General features: G+C 58.5%; 23 protein-coding genes. 16 read left to right on the top strand and 7 right to left on the bottom strand.

The window, feature by feature from the left end; genetic code table 11:
* Nucleotides 1-7: 7 nt before the first annotated feature.
* Entirely contained in the window at nt 8-748 is a 741-nt protein-coding gene (rutB, locus tag EE949_RS21595) for a pyrimidine utilization protein B (RefSeq protein ID WP_122666168.1), read from the bottom strand.
* On the bottom strand, nt 748-1,830 hold the full coding sequence (gene rutA / locus EE949_RS21590; RefSeq protein WP_122666167.1) for a pyrimidine utilization protein A: 1,083 nt from the start codon (nt 1,828-1,830) through the stop codon (nt 748-750). The genes rutB and rutA overlap by 1 nt, the downstream gene beginning before the upstream one ends.
* A gap of 434 nt (nt 1,831-2,264) precedes the next feature.
* Here rutA and rutR point away from each other — a divergent pair, with 434 nt between their 5' ends.
* The 8 genes from rutR (at nt 2,265) to EE949_RS21550 (ending at nt 11,639) form a co-directional block, all read left to right on the top strand.
* Nucleotides 2,265-3,023: an HTH-type transcriptional regulator RutR gene (gene rutR / locus EE949_RS21585; protein WP_346010031.1), complete on the top strand. Its 759-nt coding sequence runs from the start codon at nt 2,265-2,267 to the stop codon at nt 3,021-3,023.
* Nucleotides 3,024-3,402: 379 nt separating this feature from the next.
* A complete protein-coding gene (locus EE949_RS21580) occupies nt 3,403-4,494 on the top strand; it encodes a BMP family ABC transporter substrate-binding protein (protein ID WP_122666165.1) in 1,092 nt (363 codons plus the stop codon).
* Nucleotides 4,491-6,005 (top strand): ABC transporter ATP-binding protein, encoded by a 1,515-nt coding sequence (locus tag EE949_RS21575; RefSeq protein WP_122666164.1) that lies wholly within the window; start codon nt 4,491-4,493, stop codon nt 6,003-6,005. Before EE949_RS21580 ends, EE949_RS21575 begins: the two co-directional genes overlap by 4 nt.
* Complete coding sequence (locus EE949_RS21570) at nt 5,998-7,119, top strand: ABC transporter permease (protein ID WP_122666163.1); 1,122 nt, start codon at nt 5,998-6,000, stop codon at nt 7,117-7,119. The genes EE949_RS21575 and EE949_RS21570 overlap by 8 nt, the downstream gene beginning before the upstream one ends.
* Nucleotides 7,119-8,057 (top strand): ABC transporter permease, encoded by a 939-nt coding sequence (locus tag EE949_RS21565; protein WP_122666162.1) that lies wholly within the window; start codon nt 7,119-7,121, stop codon nt 8,055-8,057. Before EE949_RS21570 ends, EE949_RS21565 begins: the two co-directional genes overlap by 1 nt.
* A 127-nt stretch (nt 8,058-8,184) precedes the next feature.
* Complete coding sequence (locus EE949_RS21560) at nt 8,185-8,676, top strand: GAF domain-containing protein (RefSeq protein ID WP_240350546.1); 492 nt, start codon at nt 8,185-8,187, stop codon at nt 8,674-8,676.
* A 231-nt stretch (nt 8,677-8,907) separates the two neighbouring features.
* On the top strand, nt 8,908-10,806 hold the full coding sequence (locus EE949_RS21555) for a HAMP domain-containing methyl-accepting chemotaxis protein (RefSeq protein ID WP_122666161.1): 1,899 nt from the start codon (nt 8,908-8,910) through the stop codon (nt 10,804-10,806).
* A 143-nt stretch (nt 10,807-10,949) separates the two neighbouring features.
* Nucleotides 10,950-11,639: a dihydrofolate reductase family protein gene (locus EE949_RS21550; RefSeq protein ID WP_122666160.1), complete on the top strand. Its 690-nt coding sequence runs from the start codon at nt 10,950-10,952 to the stop codon at nt 11,637-11,639.
* Nucleotides 11,640-12,049: 410 nt separating this feature from the next.
* Here the strand turns inward: EE949_RS21550 and pobA are convergent, their stop codons facing one another.
* A complete protein-coding gene (gene pobA / locus EE949_RS21545) occupies nt 12,050-13,234 on the bottom strand; it encodes a 4-hydroxybenzoate 3-monooxygenase (protein WP_122666159.1) in 1,185 nt (394 codons plus the stop codon).
* A 122-nt stretch (nt 13,235-13,356) separates the two neighbouring features.
* Between pobA and EE949_RS21540 the strand changes: the two genes are divergently transcribed.
* From EE949_RS21540 to pcaC, 8 genes are all read left to right on the top strand, one after another.
* Nucleotides 13,357-14,229: a helix-turn-helix domain-containing protein gene (locus tag EE949_RS21540; RefSeq protein ID WP_122666158.1), complete on the top strand. Its 873-nt coding sequence runs from the start codon at nt 13,357-13,359 to the stop codon at nt 14,227-14,229.
* 167 nt (nt 14,230-14,396) lie between these two features.
* Nucleotides 14,397-15,326, top strand: coding sequence for a pca operon transcription factor PcaQ (gene pcaQ, locus EE949_RS21535; RefSeq protein ID WP_122666157.1), 930 nt, complete (start codon nt 14,397-14,399; stop codon nt 15,324-15,326).
* Nucleotides 15,327-15,436: 110 nt separating this feature from the next.
* Nucleotides 15,437-16,156 carry a protocatechuate 3,4-dioxygenase subunit beta gene (gene pcaH, locus EE949_RS21530; RefSeq protein ID WP_122666156.1) on the top strand — a complete coding sequence of 240 codons (720 nt, stop codon included), beginning with the start codon at nt 15,437-15,439 and terminating at the stop codon, nt 16,154-16,156.
* A 12-nt stretch (nt 16,157-16,168) separates the two neighbouring features.
* Entirely contained in the window at nt 16,169-16,771 is a 603-nt protein-coding gene (gene pcaG / locus EE949_RS21525; protein ID WP_122666155.1) for a protocatechuate 3,4-dioxygenase subunit alpha, read from the top strand.
* A 173-nt stretch (nt 16,772-16,944) separates the two neighbouring features.
* Complete coding sequence (locus EE949_RS21520; RefSeq protein WP_122666154.1) at nt 16,945-18,294, top strand: MFS transporter; 1,350 nt, start codon at nt 16,945-16,947, stop codon at nt 18,292-18,294.
* Between the two features lie 16 nt (nt 18,295-18,310).
* A complete protein-coding gene (locus EE949_RS21515) occupies nt 18,311-19,687 on the top strand; it encodes a 3-carboxy-cis,cis-muconate cycloisomerase (protein ID WP_122666153.1) in 1,377 nt (458 codons plus the stop codon).
* 104 nt (nt 19,688-19,791) lie between these two features.
* Complete coding sequence (gene pcaD, locus EE949_RS21510; protein ID WP_122666152.1) at nt 19,792-20,580, top strand: 3-oxoadipate enol-lactonase; 789 nt, start codon at nt 19,792-19,794, stop codon at nt 20,578-20,580.
* A gap of 14 nt (nt 20,581-20,594) precedes the next feature.
* Entirely contained in the window at nt 20,595-21,005 is a 411-nt protein-coding gene (pcaC, locus tag EE949_RS21505; protein WP_122666151.1) for a 4-carboxymuconolactone decarboxylase, read from the top strand.
* A gap of 8 nt (nt 21,006-21,013) precedes the next feature.
* Here pcaC and EE949_RS21500 read toward each other — a convergent pair whose 3' ends face one another.
* The 4 genes from EE949_RS21500 to EE949_RS21485 all read right to left on the bottom strand — a co-directional run bounded on the left by EE949_RS21500 (nt 21,014) and on the right by EE949_RS21485 (nt 25,254).
* Nucleotides 21,014-22,276 carry an arsenic transporter gene (locus tag EE949_RS21500; RefSeq protein WP_122666150.1) on the bottom strand — a complete coding sequence of 421 codons (1,263 nt, stop codon included), beginning with the start codon at nt 22,274-22,276 and terminating at the stop codon, nt 21,014-21,016.
* Between the two features lie 314 nt (nt 22,277-22,590).
* Nucleotides 22,591-23,331, bottom strand: coding sequence for an EF-hand domain-containing protein (xopAW, locus tag EE949_RS21495; protein WP_122666149.1), 741 nt, complete (start codon nt 23,329-23,331; stop codon nt 22,591-22,593).
* Between the two features lie 115 nt (nt 23,332-23,446).
* Complete coding sequence (locus tag EE949_RS21490) at nt 23,447-24,505, bottom strand: sensor histidine kinase (protein ID WP_122666148.1); 1,059 nt, start codon at nt 24,503-24,505, stop codon at nt 23,447-23,449.
* Entirely contained in the window at nt 24,502-25,254 is a 753-nt protein-coding gene (locus EE949_RS21485; RefSeq protein WP_122666275.1) for a response regulator, read from the bottom strand. Before EE949_RS21485 ends, EE949_RS21490 begins: the two co-directional genes overlap by 4 nt.
* Between the last annotated feature and the right edge of the window lie 426 nt (nt 25,255-25,680).

Raw genomic sequence — 25,680 nt, 5'->3', positions numbered from 1 at the left:
GTTTTCCTCAGAGAGTGGTCGTTTGTGGTGTGAAGGTGCTGCAGAAATCTTCAACGCTGGACACCCAGCCGAAAAACGTTTCGATGTTGAACAGCGCCGCCTGCTGGGCGAATGCAGGCCCTGCCTGGTGCGTCGCATCGGCCAGCACGACACCGAAGTATTCAAGGAAAAAGCCGTCGCGCAGGGTGGACTCGACGCAGACGTTGGTGGCGATGCCGGTAAACACCAGATTGCGAATGCCACGGCTGCGCAGCACGCTGTCGAAGCTGGTATTGAAGAAGCCGCTGTAGCGGGTTTTCGGCAGTACGATGTCACCCGGCTGTGGTTGCAGTTCGTCCACCAACTGATAGTCCCAGCCGCCTTTGGCCAATAGCTGGCCTTGCAGCTCGGGGCGCTTGCGCATGGTTTTCAGCGCGTTGGATTTGTGCCAGTTGGGTGAACCCGGGCCGCCTGCCTCGACGTATTCCGGATCCCAGCCGTTCTGGAAGAAAATTACCGGCATGCCCGCGGCGCGTGCAGTGATCAACGCTTTCTGAATGCTGGCGATCACCGGGCCGGTAGTGCTTACATCGAACCCGGCCAGGTCCAGATAACCGCCTGGTGTCGAATAGGCGTTTTGCATATCAATTACGATCAGTGCGGTCTCGCTGGCTTTCATGTTCAGCGGTTCCGGGCTCGCCTTCAATTGGCGGGCGGGCTCGTTGGCATCCGGTGATAGATAGCCTGAAACGGGAGCGAGGGCATTCATCAGGCAGATTCCTTGAGCAGATTGATGTGTTGGCGACTGGTCATCAATGGCTGAATCTTCTGCCCGAAATCCTCCACGCCTTTGACGAAGTCATCGAAGGTCAGCATTACGCCCTGCGTGCCCGGTACGCTGGCCACTTCGTCGAGCATGCGCGCCACCGACGCCCATGAACCCACCAGCGTGCCCATGTTGATATTCACGGCGGAAGTGGGATCGGCCATCTGGCGCATGTTCGAACCGGGGCTCTTGTCGGCGGAGCCTTTATCGCTGAGCCAGGCAATCGCCTCCTCGTCGGCACCGGCCTTGATGTGCTCCCAGCTGGTACGGGCGGCTTCATCCGTGTCATCGGCGATGATCATGAACAGTGGGCATGAGGTGACGTTGCGGCCGGTTTTCTCGTTGGCTTCGATCAGCTTTGCGGCGGTCGGCGCATAGGCCATCGGGGTGTTCACGCCTTTGCCGAAACAGAAGTTGTAGTCGGCATACTGCGAAGAAAAGGCCATGCCCGCTTCGCTCTGGCCTGCACAGATGATTTTCATGTCGGCTTGAGGTTTAGGGCTGACGCGGCAGTCGTTCATGGTGAAGTATTTGCCTTTGAGGTCGCAGTGGCCGGTGCTCCACAGGTCACGTAATACCTGGGCGTACTCGGCCAGGTATTCATAACGCGTCGAGAAGAAGTCGTCCCCCGGCCACATGCCCATTTGCTCGTATTCCGGCTTCTGCCAGCCTGTTACCAGGTTCACCCCAAAGCGTCCGCCGGAAATCGAATCGATGGTCGACGCCATGCGCGCGACGATGGCCGGTGGAATGGTCAGCGTCGCAACGGTGGCGAACAGATGGATACGGCTGGTGACGGCCGCGAGCCCGGCCATCAGCGTGAAGGACTCCATGTTGTGCTCCCAGAACTCGGTCTTGCCGCCAAACCCACGCAGCTTGATCATCGAGAGGGCGAATTCGAAGCCGTAATGCTCGGCCTTCTGCACGATTGTCTTGTTCAGTTCGAACGTCGGCATGTACTGCGGCGCGTTGCTGGAGATCAGCCAGCCGTTGTTACCGATAGGGATGAAGATTCCAATATCCATGTGAAGGCCTCTTGCATGCGGTGGCAATGAACGGTGCGCCCGAAGAAGTCCGGCAGCACGCTACACAAGGCGTTTTGCATGAAGCAGGCCAGCTTTTGATTGTCTTTTTAAAACAAGGGGTTGGTTGAATATTGGTATGGCTTTCAGACCATTTGGTCTGGATTAGAGCACTTGGTTTGTGCGTGGTGCACGCAGACGGGGCAGGAATACCGATGTCTGTTTTTTGTAGGAGCTGCCGAAGGCTGCGATGCATTCATCTAGGTACGCCGCGATCGCAGCCTTCGGCAGCTCCTACAGGTCCAGTGTTGGCTGCACGACAGCGAGGTGCCATGGACATTGCGTGCTTCGGTTTGTGGTCTATCCCCCATCCACCAAGGTAAAGTGCCCCGGTATTCAATGTTGATGCGGTCGTAAATGTGAACAATGAACCTCCAGTGGCGCCTCCCAAATCCGTCAAACGCAGCCGTGTGGTGAAACCCAAGGCGCCTGCGCTCAAGGCGAAAGCCAAGCCTGTGGTCAAAGGCAAGAGCACGCGCGAGGCCAGTGCGTCGACGGTCAAGCGGCGGATGCGTTTGATAGAAGGCAAGCGTGCGGCGATTCTGGACGCTGCGCTGGAAATCTTCTCGCGCTTCGGCCTGCATGGCACCAGCCTGGATCAGGTGGCGAGCATGGCCGATGTCTCCAAGACCAATCTGCTTTATTACTTCGCCAGTAAAGAAGAACTCTATACCAGTGTGTTGCGGCAGCTATTGGATGTCTGGCTGAAACCGCTGCGCGGCTTCAGTGCGGAGCAGGATCCGCTTGAAGCAATCAGTGAGTACATTCGGGTCAAGCTGGAGTTGTCCCGTGACCATCCCGCCGAGTCGCGGCTGTTTTGTCTGGAGATCATTCAGGGTGCGCCGTTGATGCTGGCTGAGCTGGAGCAGCCACTGCGCGATATCGTCGAGGCCAAGGTCTCGGTGATTCAGGGCTGGATAGAAGCGGGCAAACTGGCACCGGTTGAGCCGCATCACCTGATCTTTTCGCTGTGGGCCACGACCCAGCACTATGCGGACTTTGCCAGCCAGATCAATGCGGTGACGGGCAAGACGCTTGACGATCCGGTGTTCTTTGATCAGACGCTGGAAAACCTGCGGGCGCTGATCCTCAACGGGATCTGCCCGAGGGTGCAAGCAGCAGCTCCACAGCAATAACTCGGAATGCTTTTCTGTGGGAGCGAATTCATTCGCGAAGGGGCCTGACCAGATAGTGATCTGTGTCTGAAACAATGCTTTCGCGAATGAATTCGCTCCCACACAGTCTGCACAGGTTCACCGATTGCTGTGCGCACTGGCTGAACCGTTGACCTGCCTCAACCCTCATGCCCGCTTTTCGTGCTCGTCCCGCCCAAACCAAGTGCTCTGCTTTGGACCATTTGATCTGTTTTTAGCACACTGAAACGCTAACCATCTGAAATTTATAGCTATTAAAAGACTGGCACAGTTACTGCTATCCCCTGAGCAGCTGTCCGGTCGGAGATTCTGATCGGTCGAGCCTTATCCCGCTGCTGGCCTACCATCAGGATGATCAACAATGCTCAACAGATTTCTTAAGCAAACCCTGGGTGCGGCAATATTGCTGGGGCTGGCGAATGGCGCTTCGGCAGAGGGCTTGACCCTGGAGAAGCCAGCGAAAATCGCCATGGTTTATATCAGCCCACGCAATGATGGTGGCTGGACCCAGGCGTTCGATGAGTCGCGGGTCAAACTGGAGAAAGAGCTGGGCACCAGGATTCAGTACGTGGAAAGCGTTCCGGAAAACGCCGCTGCCATCACCCCGGTGGTTGATCGGCTGATCGCCCGTGGTGCCAACGTGATCATTGGCACCGCGTTTGGCTACTCCGACACCTTCCTCGATCTGGCGAAAAAGTACCCGAAGATTGCCTTCCTCAACGGCTCGGGCACGACTAACGCGCCGAACCTGGAATCCTTCTACGGCCGTACTTACGAAAGTCAGTATCTGTGTGGCATGGCGGCTGGCGCGGCATCGAAGACTGGCAAGCTGGGCTTCGTCGCTGCCAACCCGTTCGGGCAGGTCAACTGGACCGTCAATGCCTTTGAGCTGGGCGCGCAGCAGATCAACCCGAATGCCACCGTCAACGTGATTTACACCGGCGCCTGGAATGACCCGGTCAAAGAGCGTGCCGCCGCCATGGCCCTGATCGATAACGGTGCCGATGTGATCGGCCAGCACGTAGACAGCCCGACCCCGCAAATCGTCGCTCAGGAGCGCGGCGTGCTGGGCACCGGTCACCATCGTGATTTGAGTGAGTTCGCGCCCAAAGCGACCGTGTGCTCCTCGGCTTGGGTCTGGGACCGTTTCCTCGCCCCTGAGCTGAAGAAGATCATCGCCGGTAACTGGGTGCCCAATCCGAATGGCGCGCTGCTGTCCATGGAGCAGGGCGGTACTGACATCACACTCACTGCTGGCGAGCATATTTCTGCTGAGAACAAGCAGAAAATCGAAGCCGCTCGCGAGCAGTTGATGAAGGGCCAGAAGATCATTTACAGCGGCCCGATGAGTGATCGCGACGGCAAGGAACGTATTGCGGCCGGTACGAGTTTGCCGGATGCCGATCTGTGGAAGATGGACTGGTTTGTCAAAGGCGTGGCCTCTCAGCAATGAGTCAGGCGAATGCGATCCAGCTCATCGGCATCAGCAAATCCTTCGACGGTTTCAAGGCCCTGACTGACGCGCACTTCTCCGGTAAATGGGGCGAAGTGCATGCCTTGCTGGGTGAAAACGGTGCAGGCAAATCATCGCTTATGAACATCGCCGCGGGTTTGTACGCACCGGAGAGTGGCTCGCTGTTGATCGACGACAATCCGGTGCGGCTTGGCGGCCCGAAGGATGCGAGCCGCCACCACATCGGTATGGTCCACCAGCATTTCAAGCTGGTGCGACCTTTCACGGTTGCTCAGAACATTCTGCTTGGCCTGCCTGATGCTGTGGGTCAGGGCAGCTACAGCAAACGTTTGAAAGCACTTGAAGAGCAGATCAGCGCCAAGGCTCAGGAGCTGGGCTTTGCCATTGACCCGCGCCAGACCATCGAGAATCTGTCGATTGCCGAACAGCAACGGGTAGAGATTCTCAAGGTATTGCTGGCTGGCGCACGCATCCTGATTCTCGATGAGCCGACGGCGGTGCTGACCGACCAGGAAGCCGAACGCTTGCTGGCAACGGTTCAGTCATTTGCCCGGCAGGGCGCGGCGGTGGTTTTGGTGACGCATAAAATGTCCGACGTCAAACGCTATGCCGACCGGGTGACGGTAATGCGCGGTGGTCGAACGGTGGAAACCCTCGATCCGCAAAGCGTATCGGTCGAGCAACTGGTGCGTTTGACGGTGGGGGAATCGCAGGTAATCACCGAGTACCCGAAAGCGCCGGCCGGCGAGGCAAAACTGGTGGTGCGCAACCTGCGTTCTGTACCGGGTCAGGGGCCGTTGGCTGGCGTCGATATGACCCTGCATGCCGGGCAGATTTACGGTATCGCCGGGGTGGGAGGCAACGGTCAGAGCGAACTGGCCAATGCCTTGATGGGGTTGCCGCAAGCCGTCGAGGGCGAAATGTTGCTGCAGGGCTTTGGCGATTTGTGCGGCGCATCTGCCGAGCAGCGCCGGGACCTGCGCATCGCGTCGATTCCCGCCGACCGATATGGCGCCGCGTTGGCAGGCTCGTTGTCGGTGGCCGAGAACTTTGCCATTGGGCAGATTCACAGCGGTCGCTACGGCTCGTTTTTTCGCCTGCGCAGCAAGCGTATGGATGAGGATGCCACGGCTGCCATCGACGCTTTCGACGTGCAGGGCGTTCGTTCGCTGCAACAGAAAGCGGCACTGCTGTCCGGTGGTAACGCACAGAAACTGGTGATCGCCCGGGAATTCAGTCGTGACCCGCAACTGGTGCTGGTACACAGCCCCAGCCGTGGCCTGGATGCCAAAGCCACGGCTGCGGTGCACGGTCGTTTACGGGCTGCCCGCGATGCGGGAGCGGCGGTATTGGTGATCAGTGAAGACCTTGATGAGGTGCTGGCACTGGCGGACCGTATCGGGGTCATGAACAGCGGCCGGATCGTCGCAGAATTCGAACGCCCGGCGGATCGCCAGGCGATTGGCAAGGCCATGGTGAGTCATGACTGAAGTGATACTGCAATCCTCGGCCAACAAGCCCGCACGGCGTCAGCCCTTGCTGGCCCGCCGTTATGCACTGGAAATCCGTCAGCAACTCGCCTGGTACTGGCAGGCGCTGGTGATTGCCCTGGCATTGGCAGTCGGTCTGGCTATTTCGGCGGCGATTCTGGTCGGGGCGGGTGTTCCGGCCGAAGAGTTGCTCAATGAGTTCGTGGTCCTGACCGTGCTGGATCCGCAGAACTTCAAGGCGGTGCTGTTTCAGGCCGCGCCGATGATTCTGGTGGGGCTGGCCGGATGCATGGCGTTTCGTGCGCGGTTCTGGAACCTGGGCCTTGAAGGCCAGATGATCTGGGGCGGCATTGGTGCCACGGCAGTTTCCCTGTTCGAAGTCGGCCCGCCGTCGGTTCGACTGCCGTTGATGTTGGCGGCGGCGATGATCTGCGGGGTGCTCTGGACCGTTGCGCCGGTGCTGCTCAAGCTGCGCCTCAAGGTCAATGAAATCATCTCGACCCTGATGCTCAACTACATTGCGGCCAATTTCCTCCTGCACTTGCTGTACGGCAGCTGGAAAGACCCTCGCGATAATTTTCCGTACTCCCCGGCTTTTCGAAGCTTCGAGCGGTTGCCCGATGTACTTGATGGCTACAACGCGGCGATTGTTCTGGCAATGATCGTGACGCTTTTCGCGCTGTGGTTCATTGGCATTTCCCGGGCAGGCTTGTACCTGCGTTTCGTCGACGCCAACCCGCGAGTCGCCGACGCCGTGGGTGTGCCGGTACGCAAGATGATCATTGGCACGGTGCTGCTTTCCGGCGCGTTGGCCGGGATTGCCGGGTTTATCGTTACTGCCGGACAAGAAGGGCGACTGACTCAGTCGTTTTACCAGGGCTATGGCTTCTCCGGAATTCTGATTGCCTTTCTGGCGCGCAATAACCCTGTGGCGGCAACCATCGTCGCCTTGCTGGTCGCGCTGTTGTTCGTCGCAGGGCGCAGCTTGCAGGTCTTCTATCAGATCCCGTTTTCCATGGTGCAGTTGATTCAGGCAATCCTCGTGATCTGTGTCGCGTCTTCGGACTTCTTCATTCGCCATCGTATGCGACTGATCCAAAAGGGAGAGCAGTAATGGACATGATTGCCAACTGGCTGGGCAACTCCCCGGATTTCGCCGTGCCGTTTGCACTGGCTGCCTTGGGCCTGATTCTGACCGAACGTGCAGGTGTCCTCGCGTTGGGCGCCGAAGGCTTGATGCTGGTGGGTGCGCTGGCGGCTATCGGTGCGCAACTGAGCTTCAGCACGCCGATGATTTCGCTGATCATGGCCATGCTCGCCGCCAGCGTGGTGTCGCTGTTGTTTGCCTTGATGGTGCTGGTGATGCGCATCAATCAGGTCATTGCCGGGTTGGCTCTGGTGTTCTTCTGTCAGGGCCTCACCGGATTGCTCGGTACCTTGCTGGAGTGGACCAACCAGCCTGTGACTGGACTGGCCGCTGTTGCGCTTTGGCCGCTTTCAGAGTTGCCGCTGATCGGTAAAGTTTTTGTGCAGAATCCGCTGGTTTACCTGACGCCGCTGATTTTCCTTGGCGTCGTCTGGTTCCTCTATCGCAGTCATGCCGGTCTGCGTCTGCGGGCGGTGGGCGAGAACCCGCAGGCCGCGGATGCAGCGGGTATTTCCGTGTTGGGCTATCGCCTGGCTGCAATCCTCGCCGGTGCAGCGCTCATCGGCCTGGCGGGTGGATACATTTCGGTCCTCAGCACCAAGATGTGGATCGCGGACATGACCGGCGGACGAGGCTGGATTGCGGTATCGCTGGTGATTTTTGCGCGCTGGTCACCCTGGCGCGCTCTGGCCGGTGCCATTCTGTTTGGCTGCATTGAAGCACTGATTCCACAACTGGCCTCGACCGGGATTCGTCTGCCGCAGTACTTCGTGCTGATGACGCCTTATGCCGTCACGCTGATGGTCATGATCTGGGTGGCAATGGACAAAAACGCAAAGGCATCGGGTTCAGGCAATCAACCGGGGGCGTTGGGCGAAGCGTTCATTCGCGAGGAACGACGCTAGGTGCCTGGGTGCGGCATCACGGGCAGTTGCCCGGCAGGGGACTGCCAACGTAGGATGCGCAACCGCCAGACGTTTTGTGACGCAGCTCACTGTACGTCTGGAATCCGAACCATACGAGTACACATACGTGACAGCCATCCTATTGACTGATGCTGAAGTCGCAGCGATCGCCGAGGTCGAAGCGACTTCCAACATTTTGCGCCTGATGACGCGACTGACGTCGCTGCGTTTTGCAGCCATTGCCCGGGTCACCGATCAGCGCTGGATTGCCTGCGCTGTCCACGATGAAATCCAGTTTGGTGTCACCCCTGGCGATGAGCTGGACGTTGAAGCGACCATCTGCAAAGAGATTCGTCAGCATCACGCAGCCGTGGTGATTTCCAAAGTCAGTGAAGACCCGCGTTTTGTGAACCATCCTGTGCCGAAACAATATGGATTCGAAAGCTATGTATCGTTACCGATTATCCTGGCTGACGGGGCGTTTTTCGGCACGCTGTGTGCGCTCGATCCGCTGCCTGCGAGACTGGATGACCCCGATCTGATCCAGACGCTGGAAATCTTTGCCCGCCTGATAGGCGTGACACTCGATCTGCAGACGCGAGTTGCCGCGGCAGCGTAGAAATACTCAGTAATAAATCTTCAAAACGCTCTCTAGCCCGCTGTTCCCCCCGCAAAATCAACATCTTGTGCCGGTAGCGCCTGCTAACCGGCCGTCTGTCATTTGAAGCTTATTTTCTCCCATGCTGAAACGTTTATTATGCCGTGATGTCATTTTGATGTCGCGCAAAACGGATGCGCGTCTAAGAGAGCAGGGCCGCGCTCATCAACCTAATCATTCCCGGACGGTTCTATGCTCACAGCGATTAACACAACACTGGCGAATATCAGTGTCAAAGCAAAACTTTCACTAGGCTTTGCGCTGGTGCTGATCCTGACGTGTCTGATTGCTTTTACCGGTTGGTCCGGTCTGCAGTCGCTGGCTGAGCGTGGCAACAAAGTGGCGTCTATCGCGACGCTTAATGATCAGGCGCGTGACCTGCGCATCGCTCGCCTGACCTACATGCTCAACCCCGATGCAGAGCGCGCCGCCGCGGTCACCAGTTCCCTGAGCAAGCTGGAAGTCCAGACCCGTGAGATGAAGACCCTTTTTGTCACGGGTGCCAGCCTTGGCTTGATCGGCGAAGTCAGTGACTCTGTCACTGTCTATAAAACCCATTTCAATGAGTTTGTGCTGGCCACCCAGAGCCGTGAAGCAGCACGCGGCGCAATCACCGTGCAGGTCGATACGATGATTGCCGAACTGGAGAAAATCCAGGATCAGGCGGGCGAGAACGATCCGCAGGCTCGCGCCATGACCACCCAGCATCGCTTGATTCAACAGGCGCGCTCGCAAGCCCAGACCTACACCTACAGCACCAAATCTGAATACCTTCAACCTGCACTGGCTGCGGTAGATGCCGCGCGTAACAACCTGAAAAACCTTAATCAGGCACCCGTTCAAGCCATTCAGGGTATCGATCAGTCGCTGGTCGCTTTCCGTGCAGCTATCGCGCAGTTCACCGATAGCGTAGCCAAAGCCCAGCAGGCACAGATTGCGTTGACGGACGACGTGACGCGATTGCTCGACGCCAGCAAAAAAATGACGGCTAACCAGATTGTGTTGCGCACCGATGACGTTCACAACGCCAACGTGATGTTGGTGGGAGCGACCATTGCCGCCTTGCTGTTCAGCATTCTGGCTGCCTGGGTGATCACTCGCCTGATCGTCGGGCCGTTGATGGAAACCCTGCGTAATGCCGAGTTTGTCGCCAGCGGCGACCTGAGCCACGACATGGTCATCACTCGCAAAGACGAGTTGGGCCAACTGCAGACCAGCATGCAGCGCATGACGGTGGCGTTGCGTGATCTGATCGGTGGTATTCGTGACGGCGTGGTGCAAATCGCCAGTGCCGCAGAGCAACTGTCGGCGGTGACCGAGCAGACCAGCGCCGGGGTCAACAGTCAGAAGGTGGAGACCGATCAGGTGGCCACGGCCATGAATGAAATGACCGCCACCGTGCAGGAAGTCGCCCGCAACGCCGAAGAAGCTTCCGAAGCAGCGATCAATGCCAGCCGCGAAGCGAAGCAGGGCGATGACGTCGTGACCCAGGCCATGCAGCAGATTGGTCGACTGGCCGAAGAAGTCAGCCAGTCCACGGTTGCCATGAATGATCTGCAAACCGAAAGCGACAAGATTGGCAGCGTGCTTGATGTCATCAAGTCAGTGGCCCAGCAAACCAACCTGCTGGCCCTCAACGCGGCCATTGAAGCTGCGCGTGCCGGTGAAGCCGGGCGTGGCTTTGCCGTCGTGGCCGATGAAGTGCGAAGCCTGGCGCAACGCACTCAGACCTCTACCGAAGAGATCGAAGGCTTGATCACCGGACTGCACACCGGCACCCAACGTGTCGCAACGATTCTGGAAAACAGCCGCACGTTAACCGACAGCAGCGTGGAACTGACGCAGCGGGCCGCGACATCGCTGGTGAGCATCACACGTTCTGTTTCGTCCATCGAGTCGATGAACCAACAGATCGCCGCCGCGGCTGAGCAGCAAAGCGCCGTGGCCGACGAGATCAACCGCAGCGTGCTCAATGTCCGGGATATTTCTGAGCAGACGTCTGCTGCCAGTGAAGAGACCGCAGCCTCCAGCGTTGAGTTGGCGCGGTTGGGTGTGCATCTGCAGAGCATGGTGGGCAAGTTCAGGCTTTGATGGAGGCACTTGCGGTGTCCACGGCACCTGTAGGAACACACTGGTGCCCCGAAGCCCATCGTCAGCAATCGAACTATCTCCAAACGCTACGGGTCGGTAATACATCGCCATTGTTGGCGAAGTAACCTGCCCGGAGCACTACCATGAAGCCTTACGTCATCTGCCACATGATGTCCTCCCTGGACGGTCACGCCCTGACTGATGGCTGGGAGCGGCCTTTCAAAAATGCGGCGGGTGACCTTTACGAAGAGCTGGCCAAGACCTTCAAGTTTGATGCCTGGATCTGTGGCCGCGTGACCATGCAGGAAATCGCCCACAGCGAAGACTATCCCCGCGGCCTGGCCACGTCACCGATCCCGCGTACGCATTATTTCGCTGATCGCCATGCTGAAAGCTATGCGGTTTCCATAGATCCCCACGGCAAAGTCGCCTGGAAGAGCAATCAGGCGCTGGGTTCCCACGTGGTCGAGGTGGTCAGTGAAGCGGTGGAAGACGATTACCTGGCTTATCTGCAATCCATCAAGGTTTCTTATATTTTTGCCGGCAAGACCGACATCGATCTAAAAACCGTCGTGGATATCCTTGCTGATGAATTAGGCCGAAAACGCTTGATCGTCGAAGGCGGGCCTCACGTCAGTGGTTCATTCCTGAATGCCGGGCTCGTGGACGAAGTCAGCGTTTTGCTGCTGCCCTTGATCGACGGTCGTGGCGAGCATCCCGCCTCGTTCGAGGTGTCGACCGAGTCCTGGAAGCAGCCCGCCTATCTGAAACTGGTGTCGGCTGAGGTTCAGGACGCTGGCGGGGTGTGGTTGCGATACAAGATGCGGGCTTGAAGTCTTTCTATAGCAGACCTGTTGCTTACAGCGCAATGAGCGAAAACCCCTGTAGGGGCTGCCGAAGGCTGCGATCGCGGTGTGTCAGGATAAATGCTTCGCAGCCTTCGGCAGCTCCTACAGAAAATGCATTTCAATCCAGTAGTTTGCATGTTGCTTGATGAGAGTGAGTTCCGGTGTTTGCCACTGGCAACGCAAGACGTTTCTTTTTGTACGACCTCACAAAACCAGACAAAAGTTGTCCACGAAAAGTGGGGGTATGTCTGTGGATAACATTGCCAAAGCCATATGGGCTGCGGTTTTTGGCCGATGATCACGAAATGAACAGCCACAAAAATCCGAATTTTCCCTTGATTTTCAGTTGCTTTGCGGTGCAGCGCGCTACTCCGGACTGTTCAGCGCGCTGCCGCTCACGGGATGTCCTCGAACGGTAAACCTACATAGTTTTCCGCAATACTGCGGCGGCCCGCGTCCGAACTGGCAAAGTAATTCAGTTCGGTTTGCTGCAAGCGCTGGCTGAACGGGTCGTTGTCGGGAAATCGATGCAACATCGAGGTCATCCACCAGGAAAACCGCTCGGCCTGCCAGACCCTGCGCAGGCAAATGTCCGAGTAGCGCTGCAACAAATCGGTGCGTCCTTCGCGATAGACCTTGAGCAGGATGCGATACAGCGTATTAACGTCACTGGCTGCCAGGTTCAGCCCCTTGGCTCCGGTGGGCGGCACAATGTGTGCCGCATCGCCTAGCAGGAAGAGCCTTCCAAATTGCATGGGTTCGACCACAAAGCTGCGTAGCGGGGCGATGCTCTTTTCAATTGACGGGCCGGTTACCAGTCGTTCGGCGGCAGTGGTTGGCAGGCGTTGCTTGAGTTCATCCCAGAAGCGCTCGTCAGACCAGGCTTCTACCTGCTCGCCAGCCTCCACCTGAATGTAGTAACGGGTGCGGGTCTTGGAGCGCATGCTGCACAAGGCAAAGCCGCGTTCATGGCGTGCGTAGATGAGCTCTTCGTTGACGGGCGGTGTATCAGCCAGCACGCCAAGCCATCCGAACGGATAAATCCTTTCGAATGTTTTTAGTGCTTCTGCGGGAATCGATTGTCGTGACACACCATGGAAGCCGTCGCATCCGGCGATGTAATCGCAGTCGAGGCGAATCCGTTGCCCCTCATGTACGAACGTCAGGTACGGTGCGTCGCTTTTCATGGCGTGAGGCTGAACATCGCTGGCGTCGAAGAAGCTGACCGCGCCGGCTTCGGCACGCGCTTGCAGCAGGTCACGGGTGACCTCGGTCTGGCCGTAGACCGTGACGCGCTTGCCGCCTGTCAGCCTGTATAAATCAATGCGTTCGGAGCGACCATCGAAGGCCAGTTCGAATCCGTCATGGGGCAGGCCTTCGCTGTCCAGTCGTTCGCTGACGCCTGCTTCACGTAGCAGATCAACGGTGCCTTGTTCAAGAACGCCGGCACGGATTCGGGAGAGTATGTAGTCGGGATTTTTGCGTTCGACGATGACATTGTCGATACCGGCACGCTGGAGCAATTGGCCAAGCAAAAGGCCGGACGGCCCACAGCCAATAATGGCAACTTGAGTTTTCATGACAGGACCCGCTTTGTTTGTTGTTTTTATCTGTTCTGTATTTTTAGTGGCCTGTAGCGAGAGATGAAGCCATTATTCGCTGTATTTTCTGGACTTTTCGTAACTGGTGAAGGAGGGCTGGCATGCGTGGTTCAAGCGTTGAGAGTGTGCCGATATTCAAGCTCTACGGGGAAACCACGTTGTGGCCGACGCCCGATCTGCTGCATTGCGAGTCGATTCCGCAGCGCAGTCAGCTTCACGGCTGGGAAATACAAACTCACTCCCATAGCGACCTTGTGCAACTGCTGTACGTGCAGTCCGGGCAGGCAACCCTGCACGTGGAAGGCTCCACGCGGAAGGTGGAGTCTGCTGTGCTGCAAGTGATCCCGGCATTGAGCGTGCACCGTTTCAGTTTTTCGCCGGATATTCAGGGTTACATCCTGAGCCTCGCGCAGCCGTTGGCCGAGCAGTTGAATACTGCGCTGACGGCCCCGGCATTGAATGTCGCGGTTTGCCATGCGGTGGACCGCGAGCAACGCGCCCATCTGGATCCGTTATTTGCCGCGATCAGTGAAGAGTACGCCCAGCACAAGTCCTGCCGGGATGCGATGCTGAATGCGCTGGTCACCATGCTGTCGATCTGGCTGGGGCGGCGCAGCATCATTCCGTTGCCATCCGGACCACCGTCTCTCGAAAGGGGCCGCGAACATTTGCAAGCGTTCAATCGGCTGGCGGGCATTCATTATCGCCAGCATTGGTCGATTGAACGCTATGCGGAGCAACTGAACATCAGCGCCGCCTGGTTAAACAGCCTGTGTCGACGGTTGAGCGATCAGTCTGCACTGCAGATCATCAATCAGCGGCTGTTGCTGGAAGCCAAGCGCGATCTGGTTTACACCACCCTGACCATCAATCAGATTTCGGACCGGCTGGGTTTTTCCGAGCCTGCGTACTTTTCCCGATTCTTCAAACGCTGCACCGGCCAGTCACCCAGGCAGTTTCGGGGGCAGCGATAATCTTTGGCAGGTCCTGTCAAACACCGCAATTCTTCGAACATGGATGCATTTTCTGTAGGAGCTGCCGAAGGCTGCGAAGCTTTCATCCTGATATACCGCCATCGCAGCCTTCGGCAGCTCCTACAGATATCATCATTAATAGATTCAAATGTAAGGCGACCCTCGCGTTGAACATCGATACCCGAATCAAATTCCGTCATCTGGTGTGTTTCCTCGAAGTGGCCCGGCAGGGCAGCCTGGCGCGCGCTTCGGATCAATTGGCGATCAGCCAGCCGGCGTTGTCCAAAACCCTCAAGGAACTGGAAATCCTGCTGGAAACCCAGTTGTTCCTGCGCAGTAAAAGCGGCGCGGCGCTGACCGAGGCCGGGGTGGCGTTTCTGCGCTTTGCCGGGCCCAGCGTGCAGTCGTTGCGCGAAGGGGTGAATAGCTTGCGTTCCGGCGAGCATGAGCCGGTGACGGCGCGGCTCGGGGTGCTGTCGACGGTGGAAAGCCTGCTGGTGCCGGAAGTGGTGCGCCGTCTTCACGAGCGCCACCCGGCACTGATCGTCAGTGTCATGACGGGCCCCAGCGCTTATCTGCTTTCGCAGTTGCGGGTCGGCGAGCTGGATCTGGTGGTCGGGCGGATGACCGATAGCCCGCAGATTCAAGGCCTGACCTTCGAGCACCTGTACAGCGAATCCATGACCCTTGTGGTGCGCCGCGATCATCCGTTGCTGGAAGGCGAGCTGCGACGTGAAAGCCTGGAAAGCTACCCAATGGTGTTGCCGCTGGCTGGAACCACTATTCGCAAGTTCGCCGACAGTCTATTTGTGCAATGCGGAATCAGCCCGCCGCGCCAACGCCTGGAAACCCTGTCGCTGACCCTGAGCCGTCGCTACGTGCAATGCAGCGATGCGATCTGGATCGCGCCCTTTGATGCCGTGCAGCAGGATCTGCAAGCCGGTGATCTGCACGAACTGGAGTTGGGCATTCGTGAGCCGGGTGGTTCGGTGGGCATTTGCAGCAACCCGGCATTGCCGCTGTCCAGAGCGGCGCAATGGTGTGTCGATGTCTTGCAGGAAGTGGGCAAGGCGTATGGTCAGACCGATCATCCATAACCATATGGTTATGGATGTGGTTCAATTATTCAGTTCAGGTTTTGGTTAGGTCGGGAGAGACTGCGGGGCAGCAGTCAATATTCCTAACTATAAGAACCAAGGTGAACCGCATGTCTGATGCGAGCAGCAGCCGTTTCGTCGTCCGTGACCGAAACTGGCACCCCAAAGCGTTGACCCCCGATTACAAGACCTCGATCCTGCGCTCCCCGCGCCAGGCACTGGTCAGTATTCCGCAGTCTGCATCTGAAACCACTGGCCCGGACTTTTCCCATCTAAAGTTCGGCGAGCACGACAACGATCTGTTGTTGAACTTCAACAACGGTGGCCTGCCGATTGGCGAACGCATCATTCTGGCCGGGCGGGTGTGCGATCAATACGGCAAACCGATCCCGCACACGCTGGTAGAGATCTGGCAGGCCAACGCAGGTGGCCGTTATCGCCACAAACGCGATGCTTATCTGGCGCCCATTGATCCGAACTTCGGCGGCGTGGGTCGGGCCTTGACCGATCGTGACGGCAATTACAGCTTTCGTACCGTCAAACCCGGGCCGTACCCTTGGCGCAATGGCCCCAATGACTGGCGTCCGGCGCATATTCATGTGTCGATCAGTGGTCCGTCGATTGCCACGCGGTTGATCACCCAGTTGTATTTCGAAGGCGATCCGTTGATTCCGCTGTGCCCGATCGTCAAATCCATTGCCAACCCGGACGCGGTTCAAAGCCTGATCGCACGCCTCGACATGGGCATGGCTAATCCCATGGATTGTCTGGCTTATCGCTTTGACATCGTCCTGCGTGGTCAGCGTGCCACTCACTTCGAAAACCGTTAAGGAGTTCATGACATGCCGGTTCAATTGCTGCCTGAAACTCCGTCACAAACCGCTGGCCCATACGTGCACATCGGTCTGGCGCTGGAGGCTGCGGGCAATCCGCCCCGTGACCTGGAAATCACCCATGAAATGGTTCTGCCCAATGCTCCGGGTGAGCATATCGTGCTGCTGGGTAACGTCTACGATGGTAACGGGCACCTGATTCGCGATGCCTTTATCGAGTTCTGGCAAGCTGACCACGAGGGGCAATACGACCCGATTTATGATCCGCAAAAGCCATTCAACGGCTTTGGCCGCACGGCCACCGGTGAAGATGGCCAGTGGTTGTTGAACACCATCAAGCCTGGCACCGTGCACAACGCGGCGGGCGTGCCCATGGCGGCACACATCAACGTGTCGCTGTTTGCCCGGGGCATCAATATTCATCTGCAGACCCGTCTGTATTTCGACGATGAGGCTGAAGCCAATGCCAAGGATCCGGTGCTGAACCTGATCGAACAACCGATCCGCCGTGAAACCCTGATCGCCAAACGCTGCACGGTCGAAGGCAAGCTGGCGTACCGTTTTGATATCCGCGTGCAGGGTGAAGACGAAACGGTGTTCTTCGATTTTTGAGTGACCTGTAGGAGTGACCGGGGTGGCGATCCACCTTGCTCGCGATTCGATTCTTCTGTCGATGCATTGTCGCCTGACCTGACGCTATCGCTAGCAAGGTGGATCGCCACCCCGGTCACTCCTACAGGAAAGCATTCCAAAGTGACATTAAAACAACAATAAAAGGAACCCCCATGACGCTTTCGGCTCGCGTGCCCGAGGCCGGCACACTGGATGTGCAGGCTTTCATCAATGCTCAACCCTTGTCCCGTTATCAGTGGCGAGTGGTCATTTTGTGTTTTCTGATTGTCTTTCTCGATGGCCTCGACACCGCCGCCATGGGCTTTATTGCCCCGGCGTTGAGCGTGGAGTGGGGCATCGACCGTGCGAGCCTGGGCCCGGTCATGAGTGCTGCGCTGATCGGCATGGTCTTCGGTGCGCTGGGTTCAGGCCCGCTGGCTGATCGTTTCGGCCGTAAGGTCGTGCTGGTGGTGGCGGTTTTTCTGTTCGGCCTGTTCAGCCTGCTGTCGGCGTACAGCAGCAACATCGATCAATTGCTGATCCTGCGTTTGCTCACCGGTCTTGGCCTTGGCGCGGCGATGCCCAACGCCACGACACTGCTCTCGGAGTACACCCCGGAGCGTCTCAAATCATTGCTGGTGACCAGCATGTTCTGCGGCTTCAACCTCGGCATGGCCTGCGGCGGATTTGTTTCCGCCAAGCTGATCCCCGCCATGGGTTGGCACAGCCTGTTGATGCTTGGCGGGATTCTGCCGCTGATCCTCACGGTCGTGCTGATGATCTGGCTGCCGGAGTCGGCGCGTTTTCTGGTCGTGCGCAATCTGGGAGTCGATCGTATTCGCAAGGTGCTGGCGCCGATCTCCCGTCAGGAGGTCAACGCCGCCAAAGACTTCAGCGTGCCGGAACAGAAAACCGTGCGCAGCCGTAACGTCTTGAAGGTCATATTTTCCGGCACCTACAGCGCCGGGACCTTGTTGCTGTGGCTGACCTATTTCATGGGCTTGGTCATTGTTTATCTGCTGACCAGTTGGCTGCCAACCCTCATGCGTGACAGCGGCGCGAGCATGGAACAATCGGCCTTCATTGGGGCTCTGTTTCAATTTGGTGGTGTGTTGAGCGCAGTCGGCGTCGGTTGGGCCATGGACAAGTACAACCCGCACAAGGTGATTGGTTGTGCGTACTTTCTGGCCGGGGTGTTTGCCTGGTTGGTGGGGCAGAGTCTGGGTAACGTCGCCGTGCTGGCGACGTTAGTGCTGCTGGCCGGTATGTGTATCAACGGCGCGCAATCGGCCATGCCTTCGCTGGCGGCGCGGTTCTATCCGACTCAAGGTCGTGCCACCGGCGTTTCATGGATGCTGGGCATCGGTCGGTTTGGCGCAATTCTCGGTGCCTGGGCGGGCGCCACCTTGTTGGGGCTGGGCTGGAATTTCGAGCAGGTTCTGACTGCGCTGGTGGTGCCCGCGGCACTGGCGGCTCTTGCTGTATTGATCAAGGGCTGGGTAAGCCACTCGGACGCCACATGAATTTTGGAGCACGCTTTTGAACACGACGAGCCAGCAACTTTTCGACGCGTATTTCAGCCAGCCGCAGATGAGGGAAATCTTCTCTGATCACGGACGGCTGCAAGGCATGCTTGATTTCGAAGCAGCGCTGGCCCGCGCTGAGGCCAGCACCGGGTTGATCCCCGCAGAAGTGGTCGACGATATCCAGGCCAGTTGCCGCGCCGAGCTGTTCGACTTTGCTGAACTGGCGGTTGCAATAGGCAATGCCGGCAATTCAGCGATCCCGCTGGTCAAGGCGCTGGGCAAGAAGATCGCTGCGCACAACCCCACCGCTGAGCGTTATGTACACATGGGAGCAACCAGCCAGGACGTCATGGACAGCGGGCTGGTGTTGCAACTGCGCGCCGCCATTGTGCTGTTGGAGCGTGATCTGTCGACGCTGGCGGATGCTCTGGCGGTACAGGCTCAACGGTATGCCGTTACACCGCTGGCGGGTCGTACCTGGTTGCAACAGGCGACGCCGGTCACCCTCGGGATGAAGATCGCTGGTTGGTTGGGGGCGGTGACGCGTCATCGGCAACGCTTGCAGGAGCTGAAACTGCGGCTGCTGAGCCTGCAGTTTGGGGGCGCGTCCGGAACCCTCGCGGCGTTGGGCGAACAGGCATTGCCTGTTGCTGAAGCGCTCGCCCATGAGCTGCAATTGAGCTTGCCCGAGCAACCGTGGCATACACAGCGCGACAGGCTGGTGGAGTTTGCCGGTTGGCTGGGTCTGATAGCCGGGAGTCTGGGAAAGGTCGGCCGCGATATCAGCCTGTTGATGCAAACCGAAATCGGTGAAGTCTTTGAACCCGCAGCGGCAGGCAAGGGTGGATCATCCACCATGCCTCACAAGCGTAACCCTGTGGGCGCGGCCGTGATGATCAGTGCCTCGGTGCGTGCGCCGGGACTGGTCGCCACGATGTTCGCGGCCATGCCTCAGGAACATGAGCGCAGCCTGGGGTTGTGGCATGCCGAATGGGAAACCCTGCCTGAGCTGTGCTGCCTGGTGTCGGGATCGCTGCAGCAGGCGTTGCAGGTGATTCCGGCGCTGGAAGTCAACGCGGAGCAGATGCTCACAAATCTTGACTCCACCCGAGGCCTGGTGCTCGCCGAGGCAGTCAGCATTACCCTGGCGCAGCGCATCGGTCGCGATGCTGCGCATCATCTGATTGAACAAAGCTGCCGTCGTGCCGTGCAACAAGGCCTGCACCTGCGCGAAGTGCTGGGCGCTGATCCGCAGGTTGCCGCCGAGCTTTCGGCGGTCGAACTGGACCATCTGCTTGATCCTGCCAACTACCTGGGGCTTGCGCAGCAGTGGGTGGAGAGGGCGGTGGCGGAGCATGAAAAAATTCGCGCAAGTTCGCAAAACCTGTAGGAGCTGCCGCAGGCTGCGAAAGCGGTGTGTCATGGGAACCGGTTCGCAGCCTTCGGCAGCTCCTACAGAAGATGATGAATTCCATTTTTCGAACAGGAGCCAAAATGTCTTTCATCCAACTGCCTGACGGCCCATTGCATTACCAAATCGATGGCCCGCAAGGTGCGCCGGTTGTGTTGTTGTCCAACTCGCTAGGCACCGACTTGAAGATGTGGGACTCGCAAATGCCGGCCTTCACGAAGCATTTTCAGGTGTTGCGCTATGACACGCGCGGGCACGGCCAATCGCTGGTGACCGAAGGAACTTACACCATCGAACAGAACGGGCGCGATGTATTGGCCTTGCTGGATGCATTGCAATTGCCGAGCGTGCTGTTTTGCGGGCTGTCCATGGGCGGCTTGATTGGCCAGTGGCTGGCGATCAATGCGCCGCAGCGTATACAGCGTGTAGTGCTCTGCAATACGGCGGCGAAGATCGGCACCCCCGATGTCTGGAACCCGCGTATCGAAACCGTTTTGCGCGATGGCAAAGCCGCGATGCAAGCCTTGCGTGAGGCGTCGATTGCGCGCTGGTTCACCCCAGAGTTTGCCAAGGCCGCGCCGCAGCAGGTTGAGCCGGTGGTCGACATGCTTGCCCAGACCTCACCTCAGGGTTATGCCGCCAACTGCGCAGCGGTACGCGACGCAGATTTTCGTGATCAGATCAGTGCGATCAAACTACCGGTGCTGGTGGTCTGTGGTACTCAGGATGCTGTTACCACCCCGACTGACGGGCGTTTTCTCACCGGGCACATTGCGGGTGCCGAGTATGCCGAATTTCACGCTGCACACCTTTCCAGTATCGAAGCGGGCAATGCATTCGGCGAGCGTGTCCTGACCTTTTTGCAAGCCTGAATCCGGAGTCTCCAATGGACGAAAAACAACGTTACGAAGCCGGCATGCAAGTGCGCCGCGCTGTTCTGGGCGATGCCCACGTGGACAACAGCCTGAAGAAGCTCACGCCGTTCAACGAAGAGTTTCAGGAAATGATCACCCGTCACGCCTGGGGTGATATCTGGACCCGCCCCGGCCTGCCGCGTCATACCCGCAGCCTGGTGACCATCGCCATGCTGATCGGTATGAACCGTGAAGGCGAGCTGCGCCTGCACCTCAAGGCCGCCAAACACAATGGCGTGACCCGTGAGGAGATCAAGGAAGTGCTGATGCAGAGCGCAATCTATTGCGGTATACCGGCCGCCAACGCGACGTTTCACCTGGCGGAAGAAGTCTGGGATGAAATGGGCGTCGAGTCGTTGCAGCAGAGCAGCCCGAACATTTGATGCCAATGCTATGAATGGGTCATCGAGAGTGCTGCCAGCGCTGCAATCAACGCGGGTGGCATGACCAGAATCCCCAGCCGTAGAAAGCCCATGGCGGTGACGTTTTCGCCTTCGCGACGGATGGCAATCAACCAGAGCAAGGTTGCCAGCGAGCCGGTGATCGAAAGGTTGGGGCCAAGATCGACGCCGATCACCAATGCACTGGTGGTCGCTGTCGGCAGTTGTGCGATGTGGCCGACTGAGCCTGCGATCAGACCGGCCGGAAGGTTGTTGATCAGGTTACTGGCGATCGCGACGCTCAAGCCTGCTGCCCAGCTTGCTTGAACGGCAGAGTGGTCGGCCAGTGATTTCAGCGCATGGGCCAAATGATCGATCACGCCGGTCAGTGCCAGCCCCTCTACCAGCACAAACAAACCTGCCACCAGCGGCAAGACACTCCAGGAAACCGCTTTGAGCACTGGCAGCGGGTTGAGTCGTTGGCGGATATGAATCAGTGCGGCGGTAGCGATACCCGCACAAAAAGTGGGCAACCCAAGTTGCACGCCGAGTGCCGATGCGCTCAGCAAGACGATGCCAGTCAGCACAATACCGAACGCGGTCAGCCGTGCGCCGCTGGACAGCGGTTGCAAGGTGATGTTCGTGGCCAGGGGCTTACGCAGATGAGTGCGCTGCGTGAGGCGCAACACCAGATAGGTCAGGCTGATGGCGGCAATTGAAGGCAGGCTGAAGTGCCAGAGCCAGGTGGTCAGCGGCGGCATGTTGCTGCCGAATATCACCAGGTTTGCGGGGTTGGAGATGGGCAGTACAAAACTGGCCGCATTGGCAATGAAGGCGCAGATAAACAGGTAGGGCAGAGGCTCTGCCTTGGCGGCACGGGCTGCGGCATACACGGCGGGAGTCAGAACAACGGCGGTCGCATCGTTGGACAGAAACACCGTGACCAGTGTGCCGACCAGAAACACCAGATCGAACAGTCGTTGTCCCGAGCCTTTTGCATGTTTTGCAGCAAACATGGCCAGCCAGTCGAACAGGCCTTGTTGCCGTGCCAGTTCGGCCAGCACCATCATGCCGATCAGAAACAGGTAGACGTCACCACCTTCCGCCACCGCGCCAAGCGCTTTGTGCAGCGGAATAAAGCCCAGCGCTGTAAGCAGTATTGCGGCCCCCAGGGCCCAGACAAATTCCGGCACTCGCCATGGTCGGGTAATCACGCCGCAGATGGCTATGGCGGCGGCGATCCAGATAACCATTGCAGGGTCGAATGCGGGCATTTGTGGTACTCGATAGGCAGGCAACTCTCAGACCGGTGGTGATGAGGACAAGTTCGTCAGTGGGGCAGATTTGGAATGCGCTTTGATGTTGCTGAAACGCGGCTCTCGTGTTGCAAGCATTGGACTGTAGGAGTGAGCTTGCTCGCGATCACGTCAGGTCAGACGACATCTTCTTAACAGATCTACAGCTATCGCGAGCAAGCTCACTCCTACAGGGCTCTTGTTTTCTGCGCGACAGCGTGGCGTCTGGACTACGAAGGCGCTACAGGTGCTGTGCTTTGCCTGACAGAGATCTATCAGGCAAAGGTCTCGCATCACGCAGCAGTATCGAGATACTTGCCGACCGGCTTGCTGCCGCTGGTGTCGTAACGCTCGGTCAATGCGGCAACCATGCGGCTCAAGGCTTGAGAGGCTTTGGTGTCGGCGCTGGTACTGGCGTTCGAGGTGGCGCTCAGCGCGCTGGTCAGTTCGTCAGCGCTGATGCTGCCGTCGCCATCAGCGTCCAGGGAGCTGAACAACTGGTCGCTGGTTTCCTGCGTTGCCACCGGCGGCGCAGGAGGCTGTTGCGGTTGCAGGCTGGCGGTCAGTTCTTCGAGGCTGACAGTGCCATCCTCATTGGTGTCCAGGGCATCAAACACCTGAGCACTGTCGGCGGTGCTGCCCGCGCTGCTCAAGCCTGTGGTCAGTTCGTCACTGTTGATCGTGCCGTCGCCATCGGTGTCCAGCGCGCTGAGCAGATCCTCGGCAACATCGGTCGCTGGCTGACCGCCCGGAGGAGGTGGTGGCGGTGCCGTTATTGCCGCCAGTTCATCGGCGTCGAGGCTGTCATCGTCGTTGGCATCCAGGTCGCTGAACGCTTTGCTCAGGCTGACGGTAATGCCGTCCTTGCTGTCGGAAGACGAATTTGCAGCGCTCAGCTCATCTTTGCTGATACTGCCGTCGCCATCGGTGTCCAGTCGGGCCAGCAATTGCTCCTGGAATTTCTTGCTCGCGGCGGTACTCGCGCTTGAGCTGGTGTAGCTCGAATAGCTGTTACTACTGACGCCACTGATCATCGGGCTGACTCCCTCAGGTTGATTGATCCGGTGACGGTGCACCGGCTTATCAAGCATCCGGATGGCAGATGTCGAGGGTATGTGGGTTTTGTATCGGTGCAGATACGTGGCCGTGTCAGAAACGCGGCAAGGTCACCAGGGCAGTCAGCCCCCCACCGGGCGTCTGCGCCAGGGATAACTCACCGCCCATGCGCCGGGCTGCATCACGGGCGATGGTCATGCCCATGCCGACGCCGCCGGAGTTGCGATTACGCGAGCCTTCCAGACGGAAAAAAGGTTCAAACACGGTTTCATGATGTTCGACGGGAATACCCGGGCCGTGGTCGATGACCCTGACGCTCACTTGCTGCGCCTCATCATGAATCTCGACCCGTGCCTGACCGGCATAACGCAGGGCATTGTCAATCAGGTTGTTGATGCACGAGCGCAATGCCATGGGTTGCGTCTTGAGCGGCCGGCACTGGCCAGCGGATTGAACGTCATCACCATTGTCCTGAGCATTTTCAGCCAGGGACTCGATCAGCGCCTGCAAGTCGAACAACTGCACTATTTCGCTGGTGCGTTGCTCATTCAGGTAGGTCAGGGTGGCGTCGAGCATGCCAATCATGTCGTTCAGGTCCTGAGTCATCTGCCCATGCAGCTTTGGCTCGTCGATCTGCTCGACCCGCAACTTCAGACGCGACAGCGGTGTGCGCAGGTCATGGGAAACCGCAGCCAGCATGCGCCCGCGCTGCTGCACCTGTTCGCGGATGCGTTGCTGCATCAGGTTGAATGTCTGCGCTGCCTGACGTGCTTCCCTCGGCCCCGTGACTTCCATGGGCGGACTGTCGAGGTTTTCGCTGAGCCTTTCGGCAGCGTTGCTCAGACGCTGGATCGGCCTGCTCAATGCCTTGGCGCCATACCACGCAGCAACCACCAGGGTGATCAACTGGAAAATCAGCGGCACCACTGGCCCCCGGAAAAAGGGCGGTTTGTGATCGGGTGGTCGCCCGTCATCCGTGCTTTGAAACGGCGCACCGTTGATCTGTTGCCCCGACTGCTCGTGCATGGGCGGCGGCGGGGGTGGGAATCCATAGAACCTGAACCACATGAACGCCAGCAGATGCGCGAGCAGAATAGCGATCAATGCTCCCCCGAACAGGCGGGCGAACAGTGTGTCAGCAGAGCGGATCAACCGATGTCCCTTGCATCGAACAGATAACCCTCACCGCGAACGGTTTTGATCAACTGTGGATTTTTCGGGTCGTCGCCCAGTTTCTGCCGCAAGCGCGAGACCAGTAGATCAATGCTCCGGTCAAAGGCTTCAATCGAACGACCCCGTGCAGCATCAAGCAGTTGTTCGCGGCTCAGCACTCGGCGAGGGCGTTCGAGGAATACGCGTAACAAACGGAATTCAGCGTTGGACAGGGGCACCACGAGGCCGTCGGCAGCGGTCAACTGGCGCAGCACACTATTAAGCCGCCAGGCATCGAAGCGCACCATGGAACGCTCATCGTTACGATCATCGCGCACGCGACGCAGCACGGTCTGGATGCGCGCTACGAGTTCCCGAGGCTCGAAGGGCTTGGCCATGTAGTCGTCAGCGCCCAGTTCGAGGCCAATGATCCGGTCGGTGGGTTCGCAGCGAGCGGTAAGCATGAGGATCGGGATGTCCGAGGTCCCGCGCAGCCAGCGGCACAGTGACAGGCCATCTTCGCCGGGCAGCATGAGGTCGAGGACGATGACGTCGAAGTTTTCTTCTTCCAGCGCCTGGCGCATTTCGGTGCCGTCGGTCACGCCCCGGCACTGGATGTTGAAGCGCGCCAGGTAATCACAGAGTAGTTCGCGGATCGGGATGTCATCGTCGACGATCAGGGCGCGAGTGTTCCAGCGCTGGTCGTTGTTCTGTGGGGTTTCAGCGGTGGTGTCGGAAGTTGATTGCATGATGCGACTGCTGCCTGGTGATGCCGCCATCACTGGCCGCTATTGATGATCAACGCTACCCGCCATGCTACTTCGCCGGGAGGCGCGGCGGAAGGGTGGCGTGGGGGGATGTCGGGGGCGTGTCTGGTCTGTATCGGGGTTGGTACAAAGGTTTTGGGTGTAGAGGTTTTTTGCGTTCATATCCGTTTGCGCGTCATGGCGGCTATTGGTTGCGCCCTTACGGCGCCTCACTTTTGAGGCGCAAAAGTAAGCAAAACGCTCTTGCCCCACCACTGGGTGCCTCGCTGTCGCTCGGCATGCCCGTAATCCGACATTGCTGCGTGGGGCCGCCGCCACCGGCCATCCATGGCCTGAGGCGGCTAAACCGGCATCCCTGCCGGTTTGCCCCACGCAGCAATATCGAATTCCGGCCGGCGTGGTTTAACG

This window comes from Pseudomonas viridiflava (assembly GCF_900602065.1).
Classification (GTDB): Bacteria; Pseudomonadota; Gammaproteobacteria; order Pseudomonadales; family Pseudomonadaceae; genus Aquipseudomonas.
Note: the sequence above shows the minus strand (reverse complement) of the source record. Positions and strands in the feature narration are given on the sequence as shown.